The sequence below is a fragment of the Marinobacter sp. V34 genome, from assembly GCF_055524115.1.
This window is the reverse complement of the sequence record NZ_JBUPZY010000009.1, coordinates 95690-120579: the sequence shown is the minus strand read 5'-3', so window position 1 is coordinate 120579 and position 24890 is coordinate 95690. Positions and strand designations below refer to the sequence as shown.

Genomic DNA, 24890 nt, shown 5'->3' with positions numbered 1-24890 from the left:
ACTCCTGTTTGGAGGTGGTATTGCTGAAATCTGCAGGGATGATAACAGATCAGAGCAGGAGGGTTTGTTCCGGGGAGGTCAGCAGTGTGCGAACGGGGGCCGGCAGGCCGAGGGAGAGAGCTTCGTCCCGGTGAATCCATTGATGGTTGTCTGTGTCGTTGACTTGGGCGGCGCTTTGAACAGTCAGCCGCGCTGGCTGGATGTGCAGGTGGTAGTGGCTGAAGGTGTGACGAAAGCCACTGGTGAGTGCCGGTGCGCTGCAGTGGAAGCCGAAGGCCTGCTCGCAGGCATCTGGCAGTTCTTCCGCGCCGTAGGCCGGGTCCAGTTCGGGAAGGCTCCAGAGGCCGCCCCAGATTCCACTGGGCGGTCTGCGTTCCAGCAGTATGCGACCTTGGTGATCTTCCAGTATCACCATCCAGGTGGTTTTCTCGGGCTTGGCTTTCTTCGGCTTTGAGCCGGGGTAGAGGCTGGTTTCGCTGTTGGCATAGGCGTCGCATCCGTCTTGCAGCGGACAACTATCGCACGCTGGACGGCTGCGAGTGCAGACCATGGCGCCCAAGTCCATGATGGCCTGGGTGTAGTCGCGGATGCGTGCCTCGGGCGTGTGTTCTTCAGCGCGTTCCCAGAGTTGGTTGAGCACGTCGTTTTTACCCGGCCAGCCGGGGATGGCGTGATAACGGGCCAGTACCCGTTTTACGTTGCCATCCAGTATGGCTGCCCGTTGCTGAAAGGCCTGGGCAAGGATGGCCGCAGCGGTGGAGCGGCCAATGCCGGGCAGGGCCTGGAGTTGTTCCAGGCTACCGGGAAACTCGCCTTCGTGATCGTCGACCACGTGTTGTGCCGCTTTCCGGAGATTGCGGGCGCGGGCGTAGTACCCAAGACCGGACCAGTGGCTGAGCACGTCATCCACAGGGGCGGAGGCGAGTGCTTTCACATCTGGAAAGCGCTGCATAAAGGCTTCGAAGTAGGGAATAACAGTGGTCACCTGGGTTTGCTGAAGCATGATTTCCGAAACCCACACGCGGTATGGGTTCCGGTCATGATGCCAGGGCAGGTCGTGCCTGCCGTTTTCGTCGTACCAGGCGAGAAGCTTTTGGGCAAAACCGTCGTTCATTGACCGAACAGGCCCTTGAGAGCGTCTTTCACTTTTTCACCACTCTCTTCACCCAGCTTTTCCTTCAGTTTTTCGGAGACTTTGTCTTCCGCTTTGGATTTGGCTTCGTCCACTTTTTCGCGCGCCTTGGCTTTGGCAGCGTTGGCGGCAATGGTTTTCAGGGTATCGCGGAAGCGTGAGCCGTCGAAGGAGCAGAGGCCGGCCGGGTCTTCGGCGAAGTCGCCACGGCACTCAACCGGGATCACCACGTTTTCCACGTATTCGGTCACTCGGCAAGCCTCATCGCGGTGAATCTCGCCCACGATTCGCAGGCCAACCTCGTAATCCAGGTCGGAAGCGGCCAGGTCCACAGTGCCGTCGCCTTCAAGTCTCATGCCTGCGAGGGCGGCCACAAGGTCCGTGTTGTTCAGGGTATTGCCGTCAATCTTGAGGGTGCCCTTCATGTCATTGAAGGGGGTGCTGGTGCCCCAGTCCGATGTCGAGAGGCTATCCTGGTTGGCCAGTGCAATGCCCTGGCACGCCATGCGGGTGAGGTTCATGCGGGTAAACTCACCCTCGGCCAGGTTGAAGTTGATGTCGCCTTTGGCGTTGCTGCGCAGGGCGGAGATGCGATTGCCTGTGGTATTCACGTCCACGGACAGGTTGGCGCCACCGGCAAGCATATCCACTTCAGCAAGGTCGGTCAGCAGTGGCAGGGTCTGCACGTTGTTAACCTTGGAGCCGATGGTCCACTTCGGGTTATCGGTACGGGCGTCCAGAGTGACCTTCGCGCCGAAAGAGCCTTCGTACAGTTTGCCGCTGAAGTCCTGTACTTCCAGCACACCGTTGTTTGCGGTGATGACCGACTTGATTTCCTTGATGGTGAGGTTGCTGACAATCAGTTCCCCCAGACCGAGATTAATGTCCAGTGCTAACGAGCGGAGTGTTTCCAGGGGCAGCAAGTCGCTCTCTTCCGCCGGGGCGCCACCGCCTTGCGGGGCTTCCTCTGCGGCCGCTTCGGGTTGTTCCTCGCTGGCAGGCGGCAGATAGCGGTCGGCATTGATAGCGTCACCCTGGAGATTCAGGCCAATGGCGCTGTTGGCCAGGGCATAGCTGGCGCCGCCCTGGAAGGTGGTGTCGTCCAGGCTGATGGTGAGGTCACTGAGTTCAACGGTGCCAGCTGGGCCGCCGATGTTGGTGGAGAAAGCGACGGCTTTCATCACGTCAGGGTCTTCTGTTTCGATGGCGGGTTGGCCAAGGGCAGCCAGAAGCGCTTTGAGAGAAAATTCGTCAACGCTGAGGCTGCCTTCGAGCTTAGGTTTGTCACCAAAGCCGTTCACCGTCAGGTCGGTATTCAGCTTCAGGTCCGCGAGGCTGGCAGAGAAGCCGTTGAGCGTGGCGGTTTCATTCTCCAGGTTGGCTTCCAGGGAGCCGGCAAGTTCGGCGCGAACGGATTCGCCACCAAAGGGCTCGCCGTTCATGTCGAAGATGGCCTCCAGTCCGGACACACCGAACTCGTTGAGAGCCTCATTGGCGGCCAGGCGAGCACTGATGTCCCCCTGAACTTCAAACTGGGGTTGGTTGGTGGCAAAGCGGAACGACACGTCCAATGGGAAACTTGAGCCCAGGGTGATCTCGCTGGCGTTTACGGTGAAGTCTTCCAGAGTAAATGCCTGTCCCGTGCCCCTGTCTTCGTAATGGACGCGGGCGTTGCTGATTTCCACGCTTTCTACGTTGAAGTTCAAAGGCTCGCTGCTGCCGCTGCCCTCCGGCTGTTCTTCAGCCGTTTCAGTTGGGGCGGCGGGTTCTTCCTGCTGCGGCTGCTCTTCCCCTTCAGGCATGATCCGCGTCCAGTTACCGTTGCCGTTTTTATCGACGGACAGGTTGGCATCCAGCCCGCTCAACAGGAACGTGTCGACCCGAGGCGACATGGTTACCAGGGACCAGAAGCTGACCTGGGCCACCAGTTGATCAAGCTTGACCAGGCGTTCATCTTCCAGCGTGGCCTCAACGTCGTTCAGTTCCAGACCCAGTGGGATGAACGACCAGCCAATATCCCCGGCCAGGATCAGGTCAAGGTTGGTTTTATTCTCGACCACTTTCTCAATCTGTGGCTTATAGGTGTTTGGGTCAATAACGGCAACCGCGATGGCGACGGCAGCAACGGCGAGAATGAGCAGGCCAACGATGGCAAGAGCCACATAACGAACAGCTTTCATGATTTTGGCGTCCTTCCGTTAATTCGTGTCCGGTAACTGGGCTTGTGATTAGCCCAAGGATAACCCAGGGGTAACAAAATAAAAGCCTGAGTGTATGACAATACGTTAGTGATCAGCCAAAATAGGCACCTTATTTCTACACAACGATATAAAGCGCGTCTTACAACGATAAAAAGGAGCAAGCAGTGGCTATTACTGTCTCTATTGAGCTTAACCGGGAACTGGACCTGCCCGCCGGATATGACGAAGTATTCGAGCTGCTGGCGGACGTGCCCGCATCGGCAAACCATTTCCCCAAGGTGCATAACCTGGTGGATCTGGGTGACAATGCGTATCGCTGGGAAATGGAAAAGGTGGGCGTAGACAAGCATGCCATTCAGTCTGTTTATGCGTGCAAGTACTTCGCTGACAAGGACAACGGCAAGATTACCTGGGAGCCGGTGAAAGGAGAGGGTAATGGTGTTGTGAAAGGCTCCTGGACCCTCAAAAAGAAAGACGACAGCACTACCTCTGTGAAATTCCAGACCAGCGCTGAGCTGACTGTACCACTGCCGAGCCTGTTGAAACTGGCGATCAGCCCGGTGATCAAGCACGAGTTCAACAGCCTGGTTGATACTTACATGAGTAACCTGAAAAAAGCGTTCTGATGGCTGCTGCTATCAAGGCTATAAAGGCCGTTGCGGGACGCGGAGAATCATAAAAGGTATAATGCGCGCAGACACTTTTCCGGCATATGCCGATTGATGACTTTGGAGTCCCCATGGCCGAACGCAAGGCTCGGGTAGAAAGAAATACCCTGGAAACACAGATCACTGTTGAAATTGATCTCGACGGCACCGGCAAATCCAGTTTTGATACGGGAGTGCCTTTCCTCGAGCACATGATGGACCAGATTGCCCGCCACGGGCTGGTGGACCTGAACATTGTCTCGAAAGGCGATTTGCATATTGATGACCACCACACCGTGGAAGACATCGGCATCACCCTGGGGCAGGCCTTTAAGCAAGCTGTTGGCGATAAGAAGGGCATTCGCCGGTATGGCCATGCCTATGTGCCGCTGGACGAAGCGCTTTCCCGCGTGGTGATTGACCTGTCCGGCCGTCCCGGCCTGCTTATGGATGTGCCTTACACCCGTGGTGCAGTCGGTGGCTTTGATGTGGACCTGTTCGCAGAGTTCTTTCAGGGCTTTGTGAATCATTCCATGGTTACACTGCACATCGACAATCTGAAGGGCAAGAACACCCACCACCAGATTGAAACCGTGTTCAAGGCCTTCGGTCGTGCCCTGCGCGTGGCCATCGAAATGGATGAGCGCATGGCGGGTATCACACCGTCTACCAAGGGGTCGCTGTAAGCGGCCCCTTATACCAAGTAAAGAACCACGATTCAGGAAGTCTCTCTTCACATGAAAACCGTTGCCATTATTGACTACGGCATGGGTAACCTTCATTCCGTCAGCAAGGCGGTTGAACACGTCGCACCAGACGCCCGCGTACTGGTCACCGACAATGCCGATCAGATCCGCAGTGCGGACCGGGTGATCCTGCCGGGCGTAGGTGCCATCCGGGACTGCATGGCGGAAATTCGTCGCCTTGGCATTGATAGCCTCGTAAAGGAAGTCGCTGCCGACAGGCCTTTGCTTGGCATCTGCGTAGGCATGCAGGCGCTGATGTCCCGCAGTGAGGAAAACGGCTGGGTGGACTGCATTGATCTGTTCCCATCGGAAGTTCGTTTTTTTGGTGACAATCTCACCGAAAATGGCGAACGACTGAAAGTGCCCCATATGGGCTGGAACGAGGTCCACCAGACCATGGATCACCCACTTTGGCACGATATCCCTGACGGCGACCGATTCTATTTCGTGCACAGCTACTACGCTGAAGCCGAGGGCAACCCGGACATTGCCGGCCGTACCCGTTACGGCGTCGATCTGGCAGCAGCGGTGGCGAGAGACAACATCTTTGCGGTGCAGTTCCACCCTGAAAAAAGTGCTCGGGCGGGGCTGCAGTTACTGAAAAACTTTACCAATTGGACTGGAACATGCTGATCATCCCGGCCATAGACCTCAAAGACGGCAAGTGCGTAAGGCTGCGCCAGGGCCGTATGGACGACTCCACGGTATTCGGAGACGACCCCGTTGATATGGCGACCCGCTGGGTGGATGCTGGCGCCCGTCGCCTGCACCTGGTGGACCTGAATGGCGCCTTTGCCGGCGAACCCGTGAACGGCGAAATCGTCCAGGCCATTGCTCGCAAATACCCGGACCTGCCCATCCAGATCGGCGGTGGTATTCGCTCTGCCGACACCATCGAGGCTTACCTTAAAGCCGGCGTACAGTGGGTCATTATTGGTACCAAGGCCGTGAAAGAGCCGGACTTCGTTACTGATATGTGCAAGCGCTTTCCCGGCCATATTATTGTCGGTCTGGACGCCAAAGACGGCCGTGTTGCCACTGACGGCTGGGCGGAAGTGTCTGAAGTCATGGCGACAGATCTGGCGAAACGCTTTGCCAACGACGGTGTCGAAGCCATTGTCTACACCGACATCAGTCGCGACGGAATGATGCAGGGCGTCAATGTCGAAGCAACCGCTGCGCTGGCGGAAGAGGGTGGTATTCCTGTGATTGCCTCTGGCGGAGTTACCAATATGGACGACCTCAAACGCCTTGCTACCGTGGCTGACAAGGGCATCCTGGGAGCCATTACCGGCCGTGCCATCTATGAAGGCACTCTCGATGTGGCTGAAGCTCAAGCCTTCTGTGACAGCCTGAAGGGGTAACTCGATTATGGCTCTGGCGAAACGCATTATTCCCTGTCTGGACGTTGATAAGGGCCGCGTTGTCAAAGGCGTGAACTTCGTCGATATCCGCGATGCCGGTGACCCTGTTGAGGTGGCCCGTAAGTACAATGAACAGGGCGCTGATGAGATCACCTTCCTGGACATTACGGCCAGTCACGAAAGCCGCGATACCACCTATGAAACCGTGGAGCGGATGGCGGCTGAGGTTTTTATTCCGCTGACGGTGGGCGGCGGCGTACGTACCGTTGAAGATATCCGCAAGCTGCTGAATGCCGGGGCTGACAAGGTGTCTATCAATACTGCGGCGGTGTTCAATCCGGAATTCGTTCGTGAGGCTGCGGGCCGCTTCGGCAGTCAGTGTATTGTGGTGGCGATTGATGCCAAACGGGTCAGTGGTGAGGGTGAAGAGCCGCGCTGGGAGATTTTCACCCATGGCGGGCGCAAGCCGACAGGTTTGGATGCTGTGGACTGGGCCCGCAAAATGACAACCATGGGTGCCGGTGAGCTACTGTTGACCAGTATGGACCGCGACGGCACCAAGATCGGTTTCGATCTGGGGCTCACGCGTGCGATCAGCGATGCTGTGTCGGTGCCTGTGATTGCGTCTGGCGGTGTTGGCGAGCTTCAGCATTTGGCGGATGGTGTCACGGAAGGGCGCGCTGATGCCGTGCTGGCGGCGTCCATCTTTCACTTTGGGCAGCATACGATTCCGGAAGCCAAGGCGTTTATGAAGGCCCAGGGGATTGTGGTGCGTGACTGAAACTGTGTCGGGCTAGGGCTTTGACGAGCCCGACATACCGTTAATCCGCTGACTCCTGTTTGGCCAGCGCCGGCCGGATCGCTCGTTTCTCACCCTCCGCAAACATCGGCCGGTTTCCATTTCGCAGGGCCCAGACTCCACTTACGGTGGCTATGGCAATTCCCTGTTCGTCCAGCTCTGGCAGGCGTTTCTTAAGATAATCCACGGTAACCTTATGAGGATGGCCGATCCCGATGGCGCTGCCGTTCTCCCTTGCCCGCTTGATCAGCAGTTCGAACTGTTGATCCACAAACTCTTCGGTTTGCTCGTGATCCAGGAATACGTCGCGGGTGAGGGTGGGGATGCGGTAGGCGGCTGCCACGTCGCCGGCAACGGAGGAGGCGATGGTTCGGCTATCCACAAAATAAACCGGATAGTGGTCCAGTTCAGACATCACCCAGTCCATCGGTTGGAGTTGTTGCGTGAGCAAACTGCCCATGTGGTTGTTTACGCCACGGACATGAGGGATCGACTGCAGTGCCCGGCGCAGAGTCGTAGCGATGCTGTTCCTGTCCATATCCGGGCTTAGGCCGCCTGGGCCCAGGCCAATGTTGCGGGTATTGGCCATCGGCGCGTGGAGCATAATTTCTTTATGCTTCCGGTGGGCGAGCTCCGCCAACCTTGTGGTGTACCTGCGATAAGGCAGGAACGCCAGGGTGATGGGCTGGTCCAGGGCGATCAGGCGCTCGCCTTCCACCAGGTTGTGCCCCATATCATCAATGATAATGGCGATGGTGGGCGGGAGTTGCCGGTCGTGTTCCCCGGCGACAGCCGGGGACATAACCAGAGTGGCGGCAATCAGTAGTGCTAGAGCTTTCAATCCGCGCTTTCCTGTACCGGCTTGTTTCGCTTATTGAGGATGCCCAGACCTTTCAGAAGATTCAGTGCAGAGCGTAGCTGGAAATCCTTGTTCGCCGGCGAGGTATTTTTTTCGCCCTCTTGCTTTTGCGACTCTTTCTGCTGACCTTCATCCTGCCCTTCGAGGTGGCCGCTGAGATCCGCTTCCGTAAAGAACGGCTGGCTGTCGAGCTCAGTCAGTTGCGCCGGCTTCACTTCAATATCCGGTTTGATGCCTTTGGCCTGGATGGAGCGACCATCAGGGGTGTAGTAGCGGGCGGTGGTCATCTTGATGGCATGGGTTTCATCAAGGGGGATGACGGTCTGAACACTGCCCTTGCCAAACGACTGGGTGCCCATGACGACAGCACGCTGATGATCCTGCAGCGCGCCCGCAAGGATTTCAGACGCGGACGCCGAGCCACCGTTAATCAATACCACGATAGGAGTCTCTGGCATCACATCCCCGGGCTTGGCATTGAAGCGCAGGCGCGAGCTCTGGATGCGGCCCTCGGTATAAACGATCAGGCCGCTATCAAGCAGGGCATCGGCCGATTCCACCGCGGCCTGAAGGATGCCGCCCGGGTTGTTGCGCAGGTCAATCACCAGGCCGTCCAGGTCGCTGCCATGTTCCTTCTCCAGGGCTTCAAGTGCCTTGGTGAACTGGGTGCCGGTATCCGCCTGGAACTGGGTTATGCGAACATAGCCATAGCCGTTCTCGATGATGCGGGACTTGATGCTGGTCACCTTGATGATGTCACGTTCCACATCAATCTCGATCGGCGCTGTTTCACCCTCTCGCATAATGGTCAGGGTGAGGATGGTTCCGGGCTTGCCGCGCATCAGTTTGACGGCTTCTTCCAGTGACATGCCTTTCACTGGCTGGTCACCCAGTTTGATGATCAGGTCGCCCGCCTGCACACCGGCCTTCTGCGCGGGGGTGTCATCGATGGGAGAGATAACTTTTACAAAACCGTCTTCCATGCCCACTTCGATTCCCAGGCCACCAAATTCGCCGGAGGTGCTTTCTTCAAGCTGCTCGTAGTCTTTCGGGGCGAGGTAGGTGGAGTGGGGGTCCAGATCCGACAGCATGCCTTTGATGGCGCTTTCGAGAAGCTGGCGATCGTCAACCTCTTCCACGTAAGCATCCTTAATGCGCCCGAACACTTCGGCAAATTTGCGAAGGTCGTCCAGTGGCAGTTGTTCTTCAGGATCGGGTAGCTGTATTTCCACCTGCTCACCGTGCTGGATGCCTTCCAGCAGGCGTCGGGTGTCTTCATCGGCTTCCTGGGCGTGAATAAGGCCGGGCAGAGCGGTTAAGCAGGTGGCAAGGGCGAGTGCGCGTGTGCTGGCGTGGTGTAGACTTCTTACCCGTCTCATTCACATGTCCTGTGTTAATCCGATGACTGATTGTTCCCGAGTATTGCCGGACAGTATGGCGTTACCGGGCTGATTTGTCAGCCTTTAGGGTAGCATGATCAGGTTCAGCGGTTGCCGAGCCAGCGCCGGGGATTGTCCGGTTTGCCATTGTGGCGAACCTCGAAGTACACCGCAGGGTCGTTGGTCCCGCCAGTTCGGCCGGCCTGGGCAATCGCTTCTCCAGCTTCAACCCAGTCTCCGGGGCTGGTGAACAGGCTGCTGCTGTGGCCATAGAGCGTCATGTAGCCGTCACCGTGGTCGACGATGGTGATCAGGCCAAATCCACGCAACCAGTTGGCGAACACTACGCGCCCATAGTGAACCGCTCTGACATCGCCTTCCTCGGTGGTGTTGATCAACAGCCCGTTGTGCTTGAGTTTGCCGCTGGCATAACTGTCCCCAAAGCTGCTGACAACCTTGCCTTCCGCGGGCCAGGGTAGCTTGTTCTTGAGTGAACCGAATGGGTCTGACTCGTTGGGTGTGGGGATATTGGCAATGGCTTCTTCCACTTCCCGTAGCAGTTTTGCCAGGCGCTTACGATCTTCTTCGAGTTCTTCGCGTTCGCTCAGCCGGTTGTTGATGTCTGCGTTCAGGGCGGCGAGGGTTTGTTGCCGTTCCTGTTTGCTGGCGCTGAGCTTTTGCTGTCGTTCTGCAACGTTCTCTTCCAGTTTAGCCAGCCGCACTCGCCCGGATTTAACCTGTTTCTGGGTCTCTTTTAATTGGCGGAGATTGGCGGCGAACGCCTCCAGGCGGTCGATGGTGTCCCGGCTGAGGTATTCGTAGTAGGTCATGGTGCGGGCGATCTTGTCCGGGTCAATCTCGTTGAGCAGGACTTTGACCGCAGGCGCGTCGCCTTCCATCCAGGCGGCGCGGATCTGCTTCTTCAGGCTGTCGCGCTGGCTTTCCAGTACGCGGGTAAGTTCGGCCTCTTCCTCGCCAAGTTCGGTTAGGCGCTGTTGCTGTTCCTTTGCCTGCTGGCGGAGTTCACGGCGTTCGCGGGTAAGCCGGCCTATTTCCTGTTCAAGCCCAGAGAGCTGTTGCTCCAGCGAAGAACGGTCTTCCTCGGCGTCGGCAAGCCACTCATCAATATCCGCAATCTCTTCCTTGAGATCTTCTATCTGGCCAGGTGTGACCTGTTGCTCCGCCAGTGCTGGTGTGGCGGCTGCAAACAGCGCCACTGCCAGCCAAAGACGCACAGTCAACCGATCTCCACCAGGCTGTGCCCGGTCATTTCAGCCGGTTGTTCCAGGCTCATCAGGCTGAGCAGGGTGGGGGCTACATCGCTGAGGCTGCCGTCGTCCCTGAGGTTAACCTTGCGTGGGCCAACGTAGATAAGCGGCACAGGGCCGATAGTATGGGCCGTGTGTACCTGGCCGGAATTGGGGTCGGTCATCTGTTCGCAGTTGCCGTGGTCAGCGGTGATCAATGCTTCACCGCCCACTTCCTGCAGAGCCTCGGTAATCCGGGCTACGCACTGGTCGATGCATTCTGCGGCTTCGATGGCGGCGTCCAGTTTACCGGTGTGGCCTACCATGTCGCCGTTGGCGTAGTTGCAGATTACCAGATCGTATTTTCCGCTCTTGATCGCTTCTACCAGCTTATCAGTGACCTCGGGCGCACTCATTTCCGGTTGCAGGTCGTAGGTCGCTACTTTGGGTGAAGGAACCAGAATTCGGTCCTCGCCATCAAACGGCGTTTCGAGGCCGCCATTAAAGAAGAAGGTAACGTGTGCGTATTTCTCGGTTTCGGAAATCCGCAGCTGGGTTTTGCCGAGGTTGGACACGTATTCGCCTAGACCATTGGTCAGCTGCTCAGGCGGATAGGCGCACGAGGTGTCGATGTCGGCCGCGTATTCGGTCAGCATGACGAAGTCAGCCAGTTCAGGATGCTTGCGGCGCTCAAAGCCGTCGAAGTCCTTTTCCACGAAGCTGCGTGTCATCTCGCGGGCGCGGTCGGCGCGGAAGTTCATAAAGATAACGGTGTCGCCGTCGTTAATCGTGCCTTCCTTTTCGCCGCTGGCAATGATGCGAGTGGCTTTCACAAACTCGTCGTTTTCGCCGCGCTCATAGGCCTGTTCCAGTGCAGACACCGGGTCGGCAGAAGTGAACTCGGCTTCGCCCAGGGTCATAACGTTGTAGGCTTCTTCCACGCGGTCCCAACGATTGTCGCGGTCCATGGCGTAGTAGCGACCGACAACGGAGGCCACTCGGCCCACGCCCAGGTGCTTGAGTTTGGTGGCGGCTTTTTCCAAGGAGGCTTTTGCGCTGCGGGGGGGCATGTCGCGGCCATCAAGGAAGGCATGGATGTAGACTTCTTTCGCGCCGCGCTTGGCTGCCATTTCAGCTGCCGCAAGCACGTGGTTTTCATGGCTGTGAACGCCACCTGGGGAAAGCAGGCCCATCAGGTGTACGGCACGGTTGCTACTGACTGCCTTATCAATGGCGGCGCAGAGTACGGTGTTTTCCGTAAAACTACCTTCTTCTACATCTTTGTCGATGCGTGTCAGGCTTTGATAAACCACCCGGCCGGCGCCCAGGTTCATGTGCCCAACCTCGGAATTACCCATCTGTCCCTGGGGCAGGCCGACAAACATGCCGGAGGTGTTGATGAGTGTTTTCGGCTGATTTTCCCAGAGCTTATCCCAACACGGGGTGTTGGCGTTGCTGATGGCGTTGTCTTCAGCCGGGTCACGGTGGCCCCAGCCATCAAGAATGATCAGTGCGGTAGGCTTACGCGTGGCAGTCATCACTTAGTCCGATGGTAGTTTGGTAAATTTACTAAAACGAACATTGATTCTAAACATTTTCGCACCCTCCGGCCAGTGGCGTCACCTTCGGCCTGGTCACCTTCTGTCCTTGGGGAAGGGTGTGTATAATCCCGCCACAAACTATTCAGCAAGGTGTTTTCATGGAAAGGGTGTTCGAGTTCGCGGTTAACCATTACATTCTGGTATCTCTGTTTGTCGCTTTCCTGCTGGCCATATTGGTGCTCGAGTCTCGCCGTGGCGGCAAGAAAATCTCTGCGCAGGGAGCCGTGAATCTGATTAACCGCGACGAAGCTGTCGTCGTCGATATCCGTGATCGCAAGGATTTTAACGAGGGCCGGATAACCGGTTCAATCAATATTCCCCTTAATAGTATCAAAAGTCGTGCGTCGGAACTGAAGAAGTTCAAGGACAAGCAGATTATTGTGGCTGACAAGATGGGGCAGCATTCCGCCATGGCGGTCAAGCAGTTGAATGCGGAAGGCTACGCCAATGTGGTTCGCCTCAACGGTGGCGTTGCGGACTGGAAAGGCAGCAATCTGCCGTTGGTGAAGAAGTAACGGCCCTGCCAGGCCTTGAACTGAACGGTAAACTGTCGCACTGTTTCACATCGGCCGGCGGAGCCAGGCATTACACTGTTCCGGCAGCACTGACATAACAACGGGCCCTGGTTGCCCCTTATCGAGAATGAAAGGATTGAACATGGCTGAAAATGAGCAGGCCGCAGCAGGCAACGAAAACCAGAATCAACCACAGTTCGCGCTCCAGCGTATCTATGTGAAGGATCTGTCGTTCGAGTCGCCGAATTCCCCGACGGTTTTTCAGGACCAGTGGAAACCTCAGGTTAATCTGGATCTGAACACCTCCCACAACAAGATCAGCGATAACCAGTACGAAGTAGTCCTGTCTCTGACTGTGACCGCGAAAGTCGATGAAAAAGTGGCTTACATCGTCGAGATTCAGCAGGCGGGCGTTTTCCTGGTGAAAGGTATTGAAGGCCCGCAGCTTGGTCAGATGCTGGGTGCCTATTGCCCCAACATCCTGTTCCCCTACGCTCGGGAAGCCATTGACGGCGTGGTCGGTCGGGGTAGCTTCCCGGCGCTGATGCTGGCACCGGTTAACTTTGATGCCATCTATGCACAGGCATTGAAGCGCAAGCAGGAAGAGGCGTCAGGGGAAGCGAAGGAAGAGCAGACTCACTGAGTCGCTCCCGGAGTACACGCCAGAAAAACCCCGCCAACGGTTCAGGTTCGCGGGGTTTTTTATTGGACGGTTTCCGGCCCGATACCGTCACTGATTATCTGTTTGATCTCGCCAGACGCCTTCATGGACTCCAGCGCCTGGGACAGGCAGGGGATATCGTTTTTTCGGGATTCGTGCACCCAGTGATAGAGGGGGGCTTCCAGCAGTGGCTCGCCAATGGACAGGTTTGGGTTCTTGCGTTTGGCGGCCAGGGCGTCCCATTCAAGCGTCAGGGCGACGTCGATACGGCCTCGCTCGAGCAGATCGATCAATTGGAAGGTGTCACTGGTGGTCACCTGTGTCGCATTCTCGGGCAGCACCGGCGCGATCATTCGATAGCCGTTGAGGAAGCCAATCCGTTTTCCCTTCAAGGAGGCCTTTGAATTGCCTGCTTCGTCGTTGAGAACCACCGAAACCAGGCGCGCTTCCTGAATCGGTGTAGTCAGGGGGAGTAACGGAGCATTGTTGTTAACGGCCATCGGGATTCGGGCAAGCTCGCCGTCTGACTGGCCTTTCTCTGCCATAAGCACGGCCCGCGCAGCCGGGACATCCAGATATCTTATGTCCAGCTCGCAGCTGTCATAGAGTTTTCTGATGATCTGTTTGCCAAGTACCACAGACACTTCTGAGGTTGTCGAGGGCGTGGTTATAACGCGGGTAGCCTGCGTATCGTTATTGGACCAGGCATTGCTGGCGGTAAGCATGAGCAAAATGGCAAAAGCGGGCCATTTTTCCCGGATGTGGCTATTGTGACCCTTCGAACCCAAACTGCCTCCAGGCTTCATAAACCACCAGTGCTACCGTGTTGGATAGGTTAAGGCTACGACTTTCCGGTCGCATGGGCACTCTCAGGCGATACTGCTCCGGCATCGCGTCGCGGACATTTTGTGGCAGTCCGCGGGTTTCGGGGCCGAACATCAGATAGTCACCACTCTGGTACGTGACCTCATGATAACCATGACTGCCTTTGGTGGTCAGCCCGAAAAGCCTTAGAGGTTGCTCACTCTCCAGAAAGGCCTGATAGCTGGAGTGTACCGTTACCGTTGCGTATTCACTGTAGTCCAGGCCGGCCCTCCGCATCTGCTTGTCTTCCAGGGTAAAACCCAGGGGTTCAATCAGATGCAGACGGCAGCCGGTGTTGGCGCAGAGCCGCATGATATTGCCGGTATTCGGCGGTATCTCCGGCTCGAACAGCACCACGTTCAACATCCTGTGATCAACGTTCCACGGCGAGGGCAACACCCATGCCGCCGCCAATGCACAGGGTGGCAAGGCCCTTCTTCGCATCCCGGCGAGCCATTTCGTGCAGCAGGCTGACCAGGATTCGGCAGCCGGAAGCCCCGATTGGATGGCCCAGTGCGATAGCACCACCGTTCACATTGACCTTCGCGGTATCCCATCCCAGGTCCCGGTTTACGGAAATGGCCTGGGCAGCGAAGGCTTCGTTCGCTTCCACCAGATCCAGGTCGCCCACTGACCAACCGGCCAGCTTAAGGCAGCGTTGGCTTGCCGGGATCGGGCCGGTGCCCATAATGGTCGGGTCAACACCAGCATTGGCGTGAGCCCTGATGGTGGCCAGCGGCTCAAGCCCAAGTTCTTTGGCCTTGTCGGCGCTACAAACAATCACTGCCGCCGCGCCGTCGTTAAGGGAAGACGCGTTGCCGGCGGTGACGGTTCCATCCTTTTTGAACGCACCGCGAAGTTTGCCCAGGCTTTCAGCGGTAACGCCTGCTCGGGGACTTTCATCGGTATTAACGATTAGAGGATCGCCTTTGCGCTGAGGGATAGTGATTGGAACAATCTGGCCGTCGAAGTAACCAGAGTCTATCGCAGCGGCTGCTTTTTGCTGTGAGGCAGCCGCAAACTCGTCCTGTTCTTCACGGGTGATGCCATACTTTTCCACGATGTTTTCAGCGGTCACGCCCATGTGGTAGTCATTGAAGGCGTCCCAAAGGCCATCGGAAATCATGGTGTCCACCATGTTCCAGTTACCCATGCGCTGGCCGTTGCGACTGTTAGGCAGCACATGGGGAGCCTGGCTCATGCTTTCCTGGCCACCGGCGATCATCAGTTCGGCGTCGCCGCAACGGATCGCCTGGACCGCCATGTGAACGGCTTTGAGGCCAGAACCACACACCTTGTTGATGGTCATGGCGGGTACCGAGGCTGGAATACCGGCGTTGATGGAGGCCTGGCGTGCCGGGTTCTGTCCGCAACCAGCGGTGAGCACCTGGCCCAGGACCACTTCGTTGACCTGATCGGCGGCGACGCCGGTCTCTTCAAGCAGGGCTTTGATAACGGCACTGCCCAACTGATCGGCACTGAGGCTGGACAACCCGCCGCCGAAGCTGCCGACGGCGGTACGTTTGGCGGCTACGATAACTACATCACGCATGGACTCTCTCCAGTTTGCACGCAGATTTTAAAAGCTGATTGCATTGTATCGGAAAGCGCGAGTAGGCCAAAGCAGGCAGCTGCGATGGTTTTACATATTGAGGCTGCGGCCGCCATCCACTGCGAGGATCTGACCGGTAACAAAGGGTGCATCACATAGCAGGAAGGCAATGGCGCCGGCAATGTCTTCCGGTTTGCCGGTGCTGGCCAGAGGTGTTTTTGCCACGATGCTTTGCTGGTAGCTCTCGGTGATAGCGGCATCACCTTCGGGCCATAAAATGGCGCCAGGAGATACACCGTTGACGCGCACCTCCGGTGCCAGGTCTTTCGCCCAGGACAGGGTCAGTGAAGCGAGCCCGGACTTGCTGGCGCAGTAAAGTGGATGGTCGGCCAGAGGCCGTTGGCTGTAGATATCGATAAGATTCACGATGGCACCCCGTGACTGCTTCAGGGCCGGGAGGCAGGCCTGGCCGAGAAAGAAAGGCGCTCTCAGGTTGGCGTTCATGATGGCGTCCCAGTCGCCTTCACTGGCTTCCGCTGTAGGGGTGGGGTAGAACACCGAGGCGTTGTTCACCAGGCCATCAAGCCGGCCCCAGGCGGAAATAGCCTGGTTGGCCAGCGATTCCGTCTGGTCCGGGGCGGCAAGGTCGGCCTGGATGGCAACTGCCGATTCCTGCCGGATGCTGTTGAGCTCGTCACGAAGGGCGTTGGCGTCCGCTTCCCGCGAACGGTAATGGATTACCAGGTTCCAGCCGCGTCGGTGGAGATGCCTGGCGGTATGGGCGCCGAGCCGATGCGCTGCGCCGGTAATGAGCGCCACAAGTGTTGGTGATGCCATAGCGTGTCTTACTCGTTGTTGAGGAATGCGAGGATACGCCGTAACCGCTCGTTGTGGATCGCTTTACCCAGTTCTTTTCCGCGAAACCCCTGTTCCATCAGTGCTTTTGCCTCTACTCCGGTGGCTGCGTGTTGCGCGGATTCCAGCCAATCCACCTTGTTCTGTTCTGATTCCGGAAGGGCGCACTTCAGGGTATTTATTAGCCCGGAAAATCGGTCTGCCCGACGCCACACGTCTGCCTCATCCAGCATATTCAACAACAGGTCGGCATCGTGAGGCGCCATGGAGCGGATCTTAGGTATCAAATCGGTAGTGAGGCGGGTGAGATCCTGGCAGTCGTTGGGGGCTTTCAGTGCCCCGGCTCGATTCCGGGCGTCGGTTGGCGCCAGGGGGGAGAGCAGCGCTGCAAAGCGGACACTGGTGTCGTCGCTGCATGCGTGAGCATGGCGTAAGGCGTTGATGGCGGCTGAAAATGCCTCGGGTGGCTCCAGCTCTGGTATAAGAACAGCCAGTGCGCCGCACTTGCGCAGAGCTTCGAAAAAGGTGCCAGGTTCCTGCTCATGCAACGATCGCTGGATTTCCTGCCATACTCGCTCCGGCACCAGGTGACTGACCTCGCCCTGATCCACCATCTGGCGCATCAGTGCCATCGTGGGTTCGGCAATGGTGAAACCCTGGGGCTGCAGTCGGGCGGCGAAGCGTGCAATGCGCAGTATGCGCAGGGGGTCCTCGGCGAAGGCCTCGGAAACGTGGCGTAGTTTGCGATCCTGTAGGTCCTGGCAGCCGTGGAAAGGGTCGACAATATCACCGGCGGTGGATTTTGCCATGGCGTTGATGGTCAGGTCACGGCGCTTCAGGTCGTCCTCCAGGGGCACGTCCGGGGCGCTGTACACGGTAAACCCATGGTAGCCTCGACCTTGCTTTCGCTCCGTTCTTGCTAATGCATATTCCTCCCGGGTGTCCGGGTGAAGGAATACTGGAAAATCCGCGCCTACCTGCTTGAAGCCCCGTTGCAACATGTCTTCCGGCGTTGCACCGGTGACCACCCAGTCCCGGTCTTTGACCGGTAGACCAAGAAGTTCATCACGGACGGCTCCGCCCACCAGATAGGTTTTCATGGATCAGGTTCTGCTCCTTGTGGGATGTTGCTCTGGGGATTATCCGGGCAAGGCTGGCCGCAGGCAAACCGGTTGACCACAAAAAAGCCCGGTAGCAAACCGGGCTTCGTGGAACTGCTTCTAGAACAGGGTCAGAACGCAGCACCGAGCTCAATCGCCACGCCCAGATCGGCATCGCTGATCAGGCCGCCGATATCGAGGCGGGCACCGAACGGAGACAGGCCGATACCGGCTGTAAACTGGGTGTCTTCCTCAATACCCTCATTGTCGTCATTGCTGGCGAGGTTCTGGCGCACGCCGAAGCGAAGTTGCGCGTAGCGGAAAGCGTCGAACTCCGCGCCGAGGGCAACCCACTGGGTGTCATCCTCGTAGCCGAAGGCTTTCTTTTCCGTCAGGTCCACTTCTGCCGTCAGCACGTGGAAGTCGCCTTTGTGGGCGATGCCAGCGGTTACCATCGGGTCGAGTTCCAGGGTGCGCTCCTCTTCATCGGGGCGGCTCGCCGCCGAATCCAGTTCCATGGGAATCAGGTTTTTGACCGCGATGCCGGCATTCCACTGGTTGCGGGAACCGAAGGCGTAGGCGGCACCCACATCCAGGTTAAACCCACTCTTGTCGGTCTGATACTCGTCGCTGTCGAACTCGTCGTCTTCAAACCCTGAGACGGTTTCGGTGTATTGGAAGGTGCGCAACTGGACGTATTTCGGAGAGACGCCCAATTGCAGCCTTGAGCTGTCCTGAAGTTCTATGGAGGTGGCGATGGAAAGGCCTACTTCCGCAACGGCAGAGGCCAGGATGCGGCCACGGGATTCCAGGTCACGGTCCAGGTCTGCGGCAATAAGGTCCACGGTGTTTGCCGTTTCCAGGTCACTCAGGAACTGCTCATCGTCCTCATCAAACTCTCCACGTACTGTTGCCCGTATGTTGCCGTTGGTGAAAAAGCCGACGGCAAAAGGCTCCGTGGGAACGGCCAGGGCGAGGCCCAGACCGCCGTCAATCCGGACGGTGTCGCGGTCAAAGTCATTGAGCTGTCGTCTCAGGTCACCGGCGGCTTGGCGGGCATCTTCCGGGTTCGACGTCTTGTCCAGTTCCTGAAAGCGATCAATCGTGTCCTGAATATCGTCGATCTGGTCAACGGTTTCCTCTTCGTCCGCAAATCGGGCGTTGACGGAGGGCAGGATCAGACCAAAGTCGTTGGACCATTCATGGTGATCTGCCGCCATCATCGCCGGATTGGTCGCACCTGCCGCAGCCGGGTGGGCGACGGCGACACCGGTGCCGCCCATGGCGAACGAGCGGGATGACATGAACGCTTGCGGGCTCGCGATGGCGGAGGTGGTGGCGATGGAAAGGCTGATGGCCAGTGATAGCTTGGTCAGACGGAAACGGGTCATGATGGGTCCTGATGAAGCAATGATATTCTTAAAGTTAAAGGTGACATGCTGTTCAGGTTAATTCAGTTGCTGGCGTGACTCACCGGTGAAGCGGTAACGATTTGTTTTGCTACTGTAAATAGCGGTGGTTTATTGCCGCATGAATCCTGCCTGGCAAGCACTTCGAGAAATTAAGTAATGAAATTCAGTCGATTACAAAGGTTGGCGTGAATTTTTCATAAGGACAGTGAACAGATGTTTTTCGGAGAACCAACATGACCCTGCGGTGGATACTGATACCTGCGCTGGTGGTAACGCTGATCGGCTGTGCCCCTGTGGGCCAGCACCGGAACGCCGGTGCCGACCAGCAGCATACCGAACTGGACCCGATTACGGTGAGGGTCAGCGGCTTTGGGACCTATGAGGAAGCGTCGAAAGATCGCCTGAACACGCGCAAGCGCCTGCTTGCCCGGCGTGCTTCCCAGTTGGATGCCTATCGCAATCTGGCGGAACGAGTGTACGGCACGGTGATCTACGGCAGCTCAACGGTGAACGATTTCGTGTTGCAGAACGATATGTTCCGCACCTACGTTGATAGCTACATTCGTGGGGCCAAGATGGTGGCAGTGAATGAGCACAGTGATGGAGTGGTGGAAACCGTTATGGAGCTCAAGCTGGAGCCCAGGTTCCGCGCCTGTGTGTCCCGCGTAACGGATCGGGAAGTGCAGGACCTTTGCCCAATCCCGATGCCCAGGGGCAACGACAGCGCCGGAGATTTCCAGAGCCGGGGCGTTGATTCCCTCTACTACCTCGAATGAGAGGCCGATTTTCCATGAAGCTGGCTATTTCTGTTGTCACAGCGCTGTTGGTGTATGCGTGTGGCGGTGCCCAGGCCGTTGTGCTGGAGGGCGTCGGCCATGCCACCATTTATAACGACGACGTCGACAGTGCACGTCAGGAAGCGAAGAAGTCGGCGTTAAGGGATGTCTCCCTGCAATATGAAGCCAGGATCAGTAGTCGTGACACCATGGAAAACGGTGTGGTGACTGAATCCCGCCTGCAGGTGGCCTCGTCGGCACGGGCAAAGTCCGTTGAAGTTGTGGACGAGTACCGGCGGGGAAATCTGTTGCGTGTCACGGTTCGGGCCGATATGTCGGCCAGTGGCCAGTGCCAGGCTGGTGAGGCTGCTGATCTCAGGAAGCGTGTTGCGGTGACCGGTTTTCCCATGGTGTATCCGGATCAGTCCCGGATAGGTCGCATAGGGGATGCCGGCGAAGTTTTGCCGCAACTGCTGCAGGCGGATCTTCGGCGCAGCGGTAAACTTCAGGTCTTCGGCGCAACCACTCAGCGCCTGTTTGGCGACCTGCTCAATGCTCCGACGCACCAGAAATTCAACAATCGATTGAGCAACGTGATCCAGGTGGCTCGTGAACTCGGGGTGCAGTTTGTGGTTACCGGTGTGATCCGTGATGTTGGCGTGTCTGATCCGGACGCCTGGGGGAGTTCTGTTATCGACCGCATGCAACGGAGTATTGGTGCAGTAAACCAGAACCGGCGGTTTGTGGTGGACATGATGGTTTATGACGGCTTCAGTGGAGCGCCTGTCTATCAGGAGCGATTTTCGACGGAGGCACGTTGGAATGCGGGGCCGGGGTCTTCTAATGGTTTCGGGTCGGCGGGATTCCAGGAAACCGAGTACGGACAGGCTGTAGCTGGATTGATGAATGACATGGTGTCTGCGGTCAATGACGCGTTGGCGTGTCAGCCATTCATCACGCGGGTGACGAGAGTTGATGGCAATGAGGTCACATTGGACTCCGGGGCCACGGCAGGGCTGCGCCCGGGGGATGAACTGAAACTCTATCGCAGTGCCAGTTTTTTCGATTCACCGGGCGCTACGCCGGAGCTCGTGGACAGTCGCACCACCATGACGGTGAATAACGTTCATCCGGATTTCAGTAACGGCAACATCCCCGTCTATGGCGGGCAGATCAATATACAGCGGGATGACGTGGCTATCGTCTGGTAGGGCTGGTTAATCAGGCTGCAGCTGTTTCTGCAGCCACGTCTCGTATCTTGCCGACCATGGCCCGAAGGCCGTTTCCTCGTGTGGGCGAGATATGGCGGAACAGGTCCAGTTGTTCAAACAGCTCGTCAATGTCGGTGGCTAGCAGGTCCCTGGGAGACTTGCCGTTCAGCGCTACGAGGATAATGGCGGCGAGGCCGCGAACGATGATGGCGTCGGAGTCGATCAGCAGGTACAGCTTGCCGCTTTGCTCATCGTAATGATGGATCAGCCAGACCTGGCTCTGGCAGCCATGCACATAATTCTCTTCCCTGCGCTCGTCATCCGGGAATGCTGGTAGCTGTTTGCCCAAGTCGATGATGAAGGCATAGCGCTCTTCCCAATCGTCCAGAAATTCAAAGCCATCCAGAACGTCTTCGAGGGTGGTGTCTTTCCCGAGCGGGTTGTTCAAAAACTCCTGTTCAGCGGCAGTCATTACAGCATCCCCAGTTCAAGCTTGGCTTCGTCGGTGAGCATATCGTTGTTCCAGGGCGGATCGAAGGTCAGTTCGACGGTCACCTTGTCCACATTGGGTACATGCTCAAGCTTGGTCTTGACGTCTTCAGTGATCACCGGGCCCATGCCGCAGCCGGCTGCGGTCAGGGTCATCTTCACGTAAACGTGGTTGCCCTCCTCGGTACCGTTCTGAATTTCACACTCGTAAATCAGGCCCAGTTCCACCACATTGACCGGAATTTCCGGGTCGTAGCAGTTACGCATGGCTTCCCACACCTGGTTCTCGTTTACGGTGCCGTCTTCGGGGGTGTCGAAGCTGCTTTCCAGTGGCTTCTTGCCCAGCGCGTCGGCGTTGTGGCCTTCGACGCGCGCAAGGTTACCGTTGACCGCTACGGTAAAACTGCCGCCGAGGGACTGGGTGATGGTGACGAAGGTATCGGACGGAATCATGATTTCCGTACCGACAGGCACCAGACGTGCCTCCACTTCGCGTTTGGTCAGGACCACTTCCCGTTCTTGCATGCCTTAATGGGCCTCGTATTCTCTATCTGGTTTGTCGGGTTCAGGCGACCGTAAAGCTCTCGCCACAACCGCACTCTGCCGTCGCGTTCGGATTCCGGAAATGAAACAGGGAATTAACCCCTTCGGTCACGAAATCAATTTCAATGCCGTTCACCAGAGGCAGGTGCTCTTCCTTCACAAAGACATCCACACCGTCGATGTGAAACACTTTGTCGTCCGTCGCGGCTTCTTCCACCCACTGGGTTTCGTATTTGAAGCCGGAACAGCCGCTTTTCTTGATAGCCAGGCGGATACCTTTCGCCTCAGGCTTCTTGTCCAATTGTTTGCGTACGTGCTTTACCGCTGTCGGCGTCATGGTGACCGCTACGGTTGGTGTGAAGACTTCGGCTGTCATATTTCCACCTCCATCAGGCAAACAGACGCTGGATTTTCTGCAGGGCCGTGAACAATTGTTCCACTTCCTCCAGCGTATTGTAAAACGCAAAGGATGCCCGGGCTGTACCGGGAACCCCGTAAAAGTCCATCAACGGCATGGCGCAGTGGTGGCCAGTGCGGATCGCGATGCCCTGTTGATCCAGCAATGTGCCTATATCACTGGGGTGCAAGCCGGCGATTTTAAAGGACATTACGGGCACTTTTTGGCTGGCCGTACCGATGATTTCCATGCCTGGGACCGACTCGACCAGTTCATTAGCACGGGTGAGAAGCGCATTTTCCGCCGTTTCCATGCCGTTGCGATCCATGCCGCCCAGGTAATCAATAGCTGCGCCCAGGCCGATGGCCTCGGCAACCGGCGGTGTGCCGGCCTCGAATTTGTAAGGCAACACATTCCAGGTGGTGCGCTCAAACGATACCCGTTCGATCATCTCGCCGCCGCCCTGGAACGGGGGCATTTCTTCCAGCAACTGGGCCTTGCCGTACAGTACGCCAACACCCGTGGGGCCGAACAGCTTGTGAGATGAGAACACGTAGAAATCACAGCCCAGTGCTTGTACGTCCGGCTGGAAGTGTGGCACAGCCTGGGCACCGTCGATCACGGTGATAACGCCATGGGCTTTGGCCTGTTCAATCAGTGGCGCAATCGGGTTCACTGTGCCCAGAACGTTGGACACGTGAGTCAGTGCCAGTATCCGGGTACGGTCGCCCAGCAGGCTGTTGAACGAGTCGAGGTCCAACTCGCCCTGAGGCGTGACCTGGATGGGAACCACCTTCGCCCCCGTGCGCTCGGCAACCATTTGCCAGGGCACGATGTTAGCGTGATGTTCCATATGGCTGACGAGGATTTCGTCACCGGGCTTGAGGCGGCCGGCCAAGCCATTGGCCGCCACATTAATGGCCTCGGTGGTGCCGCGGGTCCAGATAATCTCGCGAGTGCTGTCAGCGTTCAGAAAGGCGCGAACCTTCTCCCGGGCGCCCTCGAAGGCGCTGGTGGCGCGGTCGCCAAGCGTGTGGGCGCCCCGATGGACGTTGGAATGCATTTCCCGGTAATAGCGATCCATGGCGTCCAGCACGGCGACGGGTTTCTGTGCAGAAGCGCCGTTGTCCAGATACACGAGAGGCTTGCCGTTGATCTGTTGATCAAGGATCGGAAAGTCCCGCCGGACAGCCTCGACGTCGAACGCCGCAGTGCCCGCTTTTTTGGCCATGGAAAGGTCTGTCATAACCGGTCAGGCCTCCTGAAATGTCTGGTCGAAAAATTCATTCAGCCGGAGCTGGGCAGCATCTTTGACTGCCTGAACCGGGATCTGTTCAACAAGTTCATTAATAAAGGCCATTGTTAAAAGGGTATTGGCCTCTCGGCGCCCGATGCCACGGGATACCAGGTAGAACAGGGATATCCTGTCAAGCTGGCCGATCGTTGCGCCATGGGCACATTTAACGTCGTCCGCGTAGATCTCCAGCTCGGGCTTGGTGTCGATTTCGGCGCCGGTGGAGAGCAACAGGTTCTTGTTGTTCATGTTCGCGTTGGACTTTTGGGCATCCTCGTGGATATGGATGCGGCCATTGAACACGGCGTGGGACTCGTCTGCAGCGATATTGCGATAGGTTTCCTCGCTGTCGCAGTGGGCGGCCACATGTTCAATGGACGTATGGTTGTCGTAGTGCTGTTTGCCCTGGGTGACGACTACGCCATTCAGTTTGCACTCGCCGCCTTCGCCTTCCAGTCGAACTTGCAGGTCGTGCCGACGCAGCGGTCCGCCGAAGCCAACGCAGTGGCTCTCGAAACGGGAATTGGCAGCCTGGCGAACACCGGTAGCCCCGATGTGCTGTACGTTCTCGCCTTCCATGACCAATCGCACATTCGTGACCTGGGCTCCGTCTGCCAATACAAACTCGGTGACGGTATCCACCATGACCGGCTCCTCGCCGCTGGAGAGGTATTCCTCTACCACCGTAATCTGGCTGTGACGTGCGGCATCCACATAAATGCGCGGGTACGCCGAACCGGAAGCCGTGCCGGTCACTTCGTGCACGATGAACAGCGGCTGATCGAGAACCGCTTCCTTGTCCAACTGGATATACAGGCCGTCTTCAAAGCGAGCGGAGTTCAGTCGCGCCATCTGTACGGCACGGGTGTCCAGCGTGTTGTCTAGGCGCTCGGCCAGGCCCGCGGCTTCGTCATCGTCCAGATCGGCGAAACGCTGAATGCGGATGCCGTCGAGGTCCGGAAAGTCCGAAGCTTCCGGAATCATCACGCCATTATGGAATACCACGCGATAACCGGGAATCGACAAGCTGTAGCCGTCCTTGCCGGTTGCGGGCAGGGTAGTGGCGAGTTCATCGGTCAGCTTCAGGTGCCGGCTGGAGTATTTCCAGTTCTCGGTTTTGCGGGTCGGCAGTGGCATATTCACCAGTGCCGTGCCCCGTTGTTTGCGCAGCTCAAGAAGCGGTGCCGGCAGCGATTGCCCGCCCGGTTCAAGGAAGGCGCTGGAAAGCGTTGGTGCTGGTTTCATT

26 protein-coding genes are annotated in these 24890 nt (G+C 57.4%); 9 read left to right on the top strand and 17 right to left on the bottom strand.

Annotated elements, in window-relative coordinates; all coding sequences use genetic code 11:
* Window positions 1-49: 49 nt before the first annotated feature.
* Both mutY and AC0B60_RS15350 read right to left on the bottom strand, forming a co-directional pair.
* Entirely contained in the window at window positions 50-1114 is a 1065-nt protein-coding gene (gene mutY / locus AC0B60_RS15355; protein WP_465086743.1) for an A/G-specific adenine glycosylase, read from the bottom strand.
* Entirely contained in the window at window positions 1111-3312 is a 2202-nt protein-coding gene (locus tag AC0B60_RS15350) for an AsmA family protein (RefSeq protein ID WP_465086742.1), read from the bottom strand. The genes mutY and AC0B60_RS15350 overlap by 4 nt, the downstream gene beginning before the upstream one ends.
* 185 nt (window positions 3313-3497) lie before the next feature.
* On the opposite strand from AC0B60_RS15350, the gene AC0B60_RS15345 reads away from it, so the two are divergent.
* The 5 genes from AC0B60_RS15345 to hisF all read left to right on the top strand — a co-directional run bounded on the left by AC0B60_RS15345 (window position 3498) and on the right by hisF (window position 6871).
* Window positions 3498-3959 (top strand): SRPBCC family protein, encoded by a 462-nt coding sequence (locus AC0B60_RS15345; protein ID WP_465086741.1) that lies wholly within the window; start codon window positions 3498-3500, stop codon window positions 3957-3959.
* 113 nt (window positions 3960-4072) lie between these two features.
* Complete coding sequence (hisB, locus tag AC0B60_RS15340) at window positions 4073-4666, top strand: imidazoleglycerol-phosphate dehydratase HisB (protein WP_465086740.1); 594 nt, start codon at window positions 4073-4075, stop codon at window positions 4664-4666.
* 51 nt (window positions 4667-4717) lie between these two features.
* Window positions 4718-5359: an imidazole glycerol phosphate synthase subunit HisH gene (hisH, locus tag AC0B60_RS15335; protein ID WP_465086739.1), complete on the top strand. Its 642-nt coding sequence runs from the start codon at window positions 4718-4720 to the stop codon at window positions 5357-5359.
* Window positions 5353-6090 (top strand): 1-(5-phosphoribosyl)-5-[(5-phosphoribosylamino)methylideneamino]imidazole-4-carboxamide isomerase, encoded by a 738-nt coding sequence (gene hisA / locus AC0B60_RS15330; protein ID WP_465086738.1) that lies wholly within the window; start codon window positions 5353-5355, stop codon window positions 6088-6090. Before hisH ends, hisA begins: the two co-directional genes overlap by 7 nt.
* Before the next feature lie 7 nt (window positions 6091-6097).
* Window positions 6098-6871, top strand: a complete 774-nt coding sequence (gene hisF / locus AC0B60_RS15325) for an imidazole glycerol phosphate synthase subunit HisF (protein WP_465086737.1) — start codon at window positions 6098-6100, stop codon at window positions 6869-6871.
* 40 nt (window positions 6872-6911) lie between these two features.
* On the opposite strand, the gene AC0B60_RS15320 is transcribed toward hisF, so the two are convergent.
* The 4 genes from AC0B60_RS15320 to gpmM form a co-directional block, all read right to left on the bottom strand.
* Window positions 6912-7691 carry a divergent polysaccharide deacetylase family protein gene (locus AC0B60_RS15320; protein ID WP_465086841.1) on the bottom strand — a complete coding sequence of 260 codons (780 nt, stop codon included), beginning with the start codon at window positions 7689-7691 and terminating at the stop codon, window positions 6912-6914.
* 35 nt (window positions 7692-7726) lie between these two features.
* Window positions 7727-9127, bottom strand: coding sequence for a S41 family peptidase (locus AC0B60_RS15315; RefSeq protein WP_465086735.1), 1401 nt, complete (start codon window positions 9125-9127; stop codon window positions 7727-7729).
* A 104-nt stretch (window positions 9128-9231) separates the two neighbouring features.
* Window positions 9232-10362 (bottom strand): murein hydrolase activator EnvC family protein, encoded by a 1131-nt coding sequence (locus tag AC0B60_RS15310; RefSeq protein WP_465086840.1) that lies wholly within the window; start codon window positions 10360-10362, stop codon window positions 9232-9234.
* A 2-nt stretch (window positions 10363-10364) separates the two neighbouring features.
* Complete coding sequence (gene gpmM / locus AC0B60_RS15305) at window positions 10365-11912, bottom strand: 2,3-bisphosphoglycerate-independent phosphoglycerate mutase (RefSeq protein WP_465086734.1); 1548 nt, start codon at window positions 11910-11912, stop codon at window positions 10365-10367.
* 161 nt (window positions 11913-12073) lie between these two features.
* Between gpmM and AC0B60_RS15300 the strand changes: the two genes are divergently transcribed.
* Window positions 12074-12490, top strand: coding sequence for a rhodanese-like domain-containing protein (locus AC0B60_RS15300; RefSeq protein ID WP_007153393.1), 417 nt, complete (start codon window positions 12074-12076; stop codon window positions 12488-12490).
* 142 nt (window positions 12491-12632) lie between these two features.
* Window positions 12633-13133 carry a protein-export chaperone SecB gene (gene secB, locus AC0B60_RS15295; RefSeq protein ID WP_007153391.1) on the top strand — a complete coding sequence of 167 codons (501 nt, stop codon included), beginning with the start codon at window positions 12633-12635 and terminating at the stop codon, window positions 13131-13133.
* Between the two features lie 59 nt (window positions 13134-13192).
* Here secB and AC0B60_RS15290 read toward each other — a convergent pair whose 3' ends face one another.
* The 6 genes from AC0B60_RS15290 to AC0B60_RS15265 form a co-directional block, all read right to left on the bottom strand.
* The gene (locus AC0B60_RS15290) at window positions 13193-13939 is read right to left on the bottom strand and encodes a substrate-binding periplasmic protein (RefSeq protein ID WP_465086733.1); all 747 of its coding nucleotides are present in this window, start codon (window positions 13937-13939) and stop codon (window positions 13193-13195) included.
* A complete protein-coding gene (trmL, locus tag AC0B60_RS15285) occupies window positions 13917-14381 on the bottom strand; it encodes a tRNA (uridine(34)/cytosine(34)/5-carboxymethylaminomethyluridine(34)-2'-O)-methyltransferase TrmL (RefSeq protein ID WP_465086732.1) in 465 nt (154 codons plus the stop codon). Before trmL ends, AC0B60_RS15290 begins: the two co-directional genes overlap by 23 nt.
* A 7-nt stretch (window positions 14382-14388) precedes the next feature.
* Window positions 14389-15567 carry an acetyl-CoA C-acetyltransferase gene (locus AC0B60_RS15280; RefSeq protein WP_465086731.1) on the bottom strand — a complete coding sequence of 393 codons (1179 nt, stop codon included), beginning with the start codon at window positions 15565-15567 and terminating at the stop codon, window positions 14389-14391.
* A 90-nt stretch (window positions 15568-15657) separates the two neighbouring features.
* Complete coding sequence (locus AC0B60_RS15275; protein ID WP_465086730.1) at window positions 15658-16404, bottom strand: pteridine reductase; 747 nt, start codon at window positions 16402-16404, stop codon at window positions 15658-15660.
* Between the two features lie 8 nt (window positions 16405-16412).
* Window positions 16413-17522 carry a multifunctional CCA tRNA nucleotidyl transferase/2'3'-cyclic phosphodiesterase/2'nucleotidase/phosphatase gene (locus AC0B60_RS15270; protein WP_465086729.1) on the bottom strand — a complete coding sequence of 370 codons (1110 nt, stop codon included), beginning with the start codon at window positions 17520-17522 and terminating at the stop codon, window positions 16413-16415.
* A 131-nt stretch (window positions 17523-17653) separates the two neighbouring features.
* Window positions 17654-18913, bottom strand: a complete 1260-nt coding sequence (locus AC0B60_RS15265; protein WP_465086727.1) for a conjugal transfer protein TraF — start codon at window positions 18911-18913, stop codon at window positions 17654-17656.
* Between the two features lie 254 nt (window positions 18914-19167).
* On the opposite strand from AC0B60_RS15265, the gene AC0B60_RS15260 reads away from it, so the two are divergent.
* Together AC0B60_RS15260 and AC0B60_RS15255 are read left to right on the top strand one after the other, a co-directional pair.
* Window positions 19168-19710, top strand: coding sequence for an LPP20 family lipoprotein (locus AC0B60_RS15260; protein ID WP_465086726.1), 543 nt, complete (start codon window positions 19168-19170; stop codon window positions 19708-19710).
* A 14-nt stretch (window positions 19711-19724) separates the two neighbouring features.
* Complete coding sequence (locus AC0B60_RS15255) at window positions 19725-20921, top strand: flagellar assembly protein T N-terminal domain-containing protein (RefSeq protein ID WP_465086725.1); 1197 nt, start codon at window positions 19725-19727, stop codon at window positions 20919-20921.
* A gap of 10 nt (window positions 20922-20931) precedes the next feature.
* Here the strand turns inward: AC0B60_RS15255 and AC0B60_RS15250 are convergent, their stop codons facing one another.
* The 5 genes from AC0B60_RS15250 to sufD are packed head-to-tail and all read right to left on the bottom strand — an operon-like array spanning window position 20932 to window position 24889.
* Entirely contained in the window at window positions 20932-21393 is a 462-nt protein-coding gene (locus tag AC0B60_RS15250; RefSeq protein WP_007153381.1) for a SufE family protein, read from the bottom strand.
* A complete protein-coding gene (sufT, locus tag AC0B60_RS15245) occupies window positions 21393-21935 on the bottom strand; it encodes a putative Fe-S cluster assembly protein SufT (protein WP_465086724.1) in 543 nt (180 codons plus the stop codon). Before sufT ends, AC0B60_RS15250 begins: the two co-directional genes overlap by 1 nt.
* Window positions 21936-21975: 40 nt before the next feature.
* Window positions 21976-22329, bottom strand: a complete 354-nt coding sequence (locus AC0B60_RS15240; RefSeq protein WP_465086723.1) for a HesB/IscA family protein — start codon at window positions 22327-22329, stop codon at window positions 21976-21978.
* A gap of 13 nt (window positions 22330-22342) precedes the next feature.
* Window positions 22343-23596, bottom strand: coding sequence for an aminotransferase class V-fold PLP-dependent enzyme (locus AC0B60_RS15235; RefSeq protein ID WP_465086721.1), 1254 nt, complete (start codon window positions 23594-23596; stop codon window positions 22343-22345).
* A gap of 6 nt (window positions 23597-23602) precedes the next feature.
* Entirely contained in the window at window positions 23603-24889 is a 1287-nt protein-coding gene (gene sufD / locus AC0B60_RS15230; protein WP_465086719.1) for a Fe-S cluster assembly protein SufD, read from the bottom strand.
* Window position 24890: the final 1 nt, after the last annotated feature.

Excerpts from the sequence above, each read along its gene's own strand:
- mutY (WP_465086743.1), bottom strand. The coding sequence starts at position 1,114 with ATGAACGACGGTTTTGCCCAAAAGCTTCTCGCCTGGTACGACGAAAAC.
- AC0B60_RS15350 (WP_465086742.1), bottom strand. The coding sequence starts at position 3,312 with ATGAAAGCTGTTCGTTATGTGGCTCTTGCCATCGTTGGCCTGCTCATT.
- hisB (WP_465086740.1), top strand. The coding sequence starts at position 4,073 with ATGGCCGAACGCAAGGCTCGGGTAGAAAGAAATACCCTGGAAACACAG.
- hisH (WP_465086739.1), top strand. The coding sequence starts at position 4,718 with ATGAAAACCGTTGCCATTATTGACTACGGCATGGGTAACCTTCATTCC.
- hisA (WP_465086738.1), top strand. The coding sequence starts at position 5,353 with ATGCTGATCATCCCGGCCATAGACCTCAAAGACGGCAAGTGCGTAAGG.
- hisF (WP_465086737.1), top strand. The coding sequence starts at position 6,098 with ATGGCTCTGGCGAAACGCATTATTCCCTGTCTGGACGTTGATAAGGGC.
- AC0B60_RS15320 (WP_465086841.1), bottom strand. The coding sequence starts at position 7,691 with ATGTCCCCGGCTGTCGCCGGGGAACACGACCGGCAACTCCCGCCCACC.
- AC0B60_RS15315 (WP_465086735.1), bottom strand. The coding sequence starts at position 9,127 with ATGAGACGGGTAAGAAGTCTACACCACGCCAGCACACGCGCACTCGCC.
- gpmM (WP_465086734.1), bottom strand. The coding sequence starts at position 11,912 with ATGACTGCCACGCGTAAGCCTACCGCACTGATCATTCTTGATGGCTGG.
- AC0B60_RS15300 (WP_007153393.1), top strand. The coding sequence starts at position 12,074 with ATGGAAAGGGTGTTCGAGTTCGCGGTTAACCATTACATTCTGGTATCT.
- secB (WP_007153391.1), top strand. The coding sequence starts at position 12,633 with ATGGCTGAAAATGAGCAGGCCGCAGCAGGCAACGAAAACCAGAATCAA.
- trmL (WP_465086732.1), bottom strand. The coding sequence starts at position 14,381 with ATGTTGAACGTGGTGCTGTTCGAGCCGGAGATACCGCCGAATACCGGC.
- AC0B60_RS15280 (WP_465086731.1), bottom strand. The coding sequence starts at position 15,567 with ATGCGTGATGTAGTTATCGTAGCCGCCAAACGTACCGCCGTCGGCAGC.
- AC0B60_RS15275 (WP_465086730.1), bottom strand. The coding sequence starts at position 16,404 with ATGGCATCACCAACACTTGTGGCGCTCATTACCGGCGCAGCGCATCGG.
- AC0B60_RS15270 (WP_465086729.1), bottom strand. The coding sequence starts at position 17,522 with ATGAAAACCTATCTGGTGGGCGGAGCCGTCCGTGATGAACTTCTTGGT.
- AC0B60_RS15265 (WP_465086727.1), bottom strand. The coding sequence starts at position 18,913 with ATGACCCGTTTCCGTCTGACCAAGCTATCACTGGCCATCAGCCTTTCC.
- AC0B60_RS15260 (WP_465086726.1), top strand. The coding sequence starts at position 19,168 with ATGACCCTGCGGTGGATACTGATACCTGCGCTGGTGGTAACGCTGATC.
- AC0B60_RS15255 (WP_465086725.1), top strand. The coding sequence starts at position 19,725 with ATGAAGCTGGCTATTTCTGTTGTCACAGCGCTGTTGGTGTATGCGTGT.
- AC0B60_RS15250 (WP_007153381.1), bottom strand. The coding sequence starts at position 21,393 with ATGACTGCCGCTGAACAGGAGTTTTTGAACAACCCGCTCGGGAAAGAC.
- sufT (WP_465086724.1), bottom strand. The coding sequence starts at position 21,935 with ATGCAAGAACGGGAAGTGGTCCTGACCAAACGCGAAGTGGAGGCACGT.
- AC0B60_RS15240 (WP_465086723.1), bottom strand. The coding sequence starts at position 22,329 with ATGACAGCCGAAGTCTTCACACCAACCGTAGCGGTCACCATGACGCCG.
- AC0B60_RS15235 (WP_465086721.1), bottom strand. The coding sequence starts at position 23,596 with ATGACAGACCTTTCCATGGCCAAAAAAGCGGGCACTGCGGCGTTCGAC.
- sufD (WP_465086719.1), bottom strand. The coding sequence starts at position 24,889 with ATGAAACCAGCACCAACGCTTTCCAGCGCCTTCCTTGAACCGGGCGGG.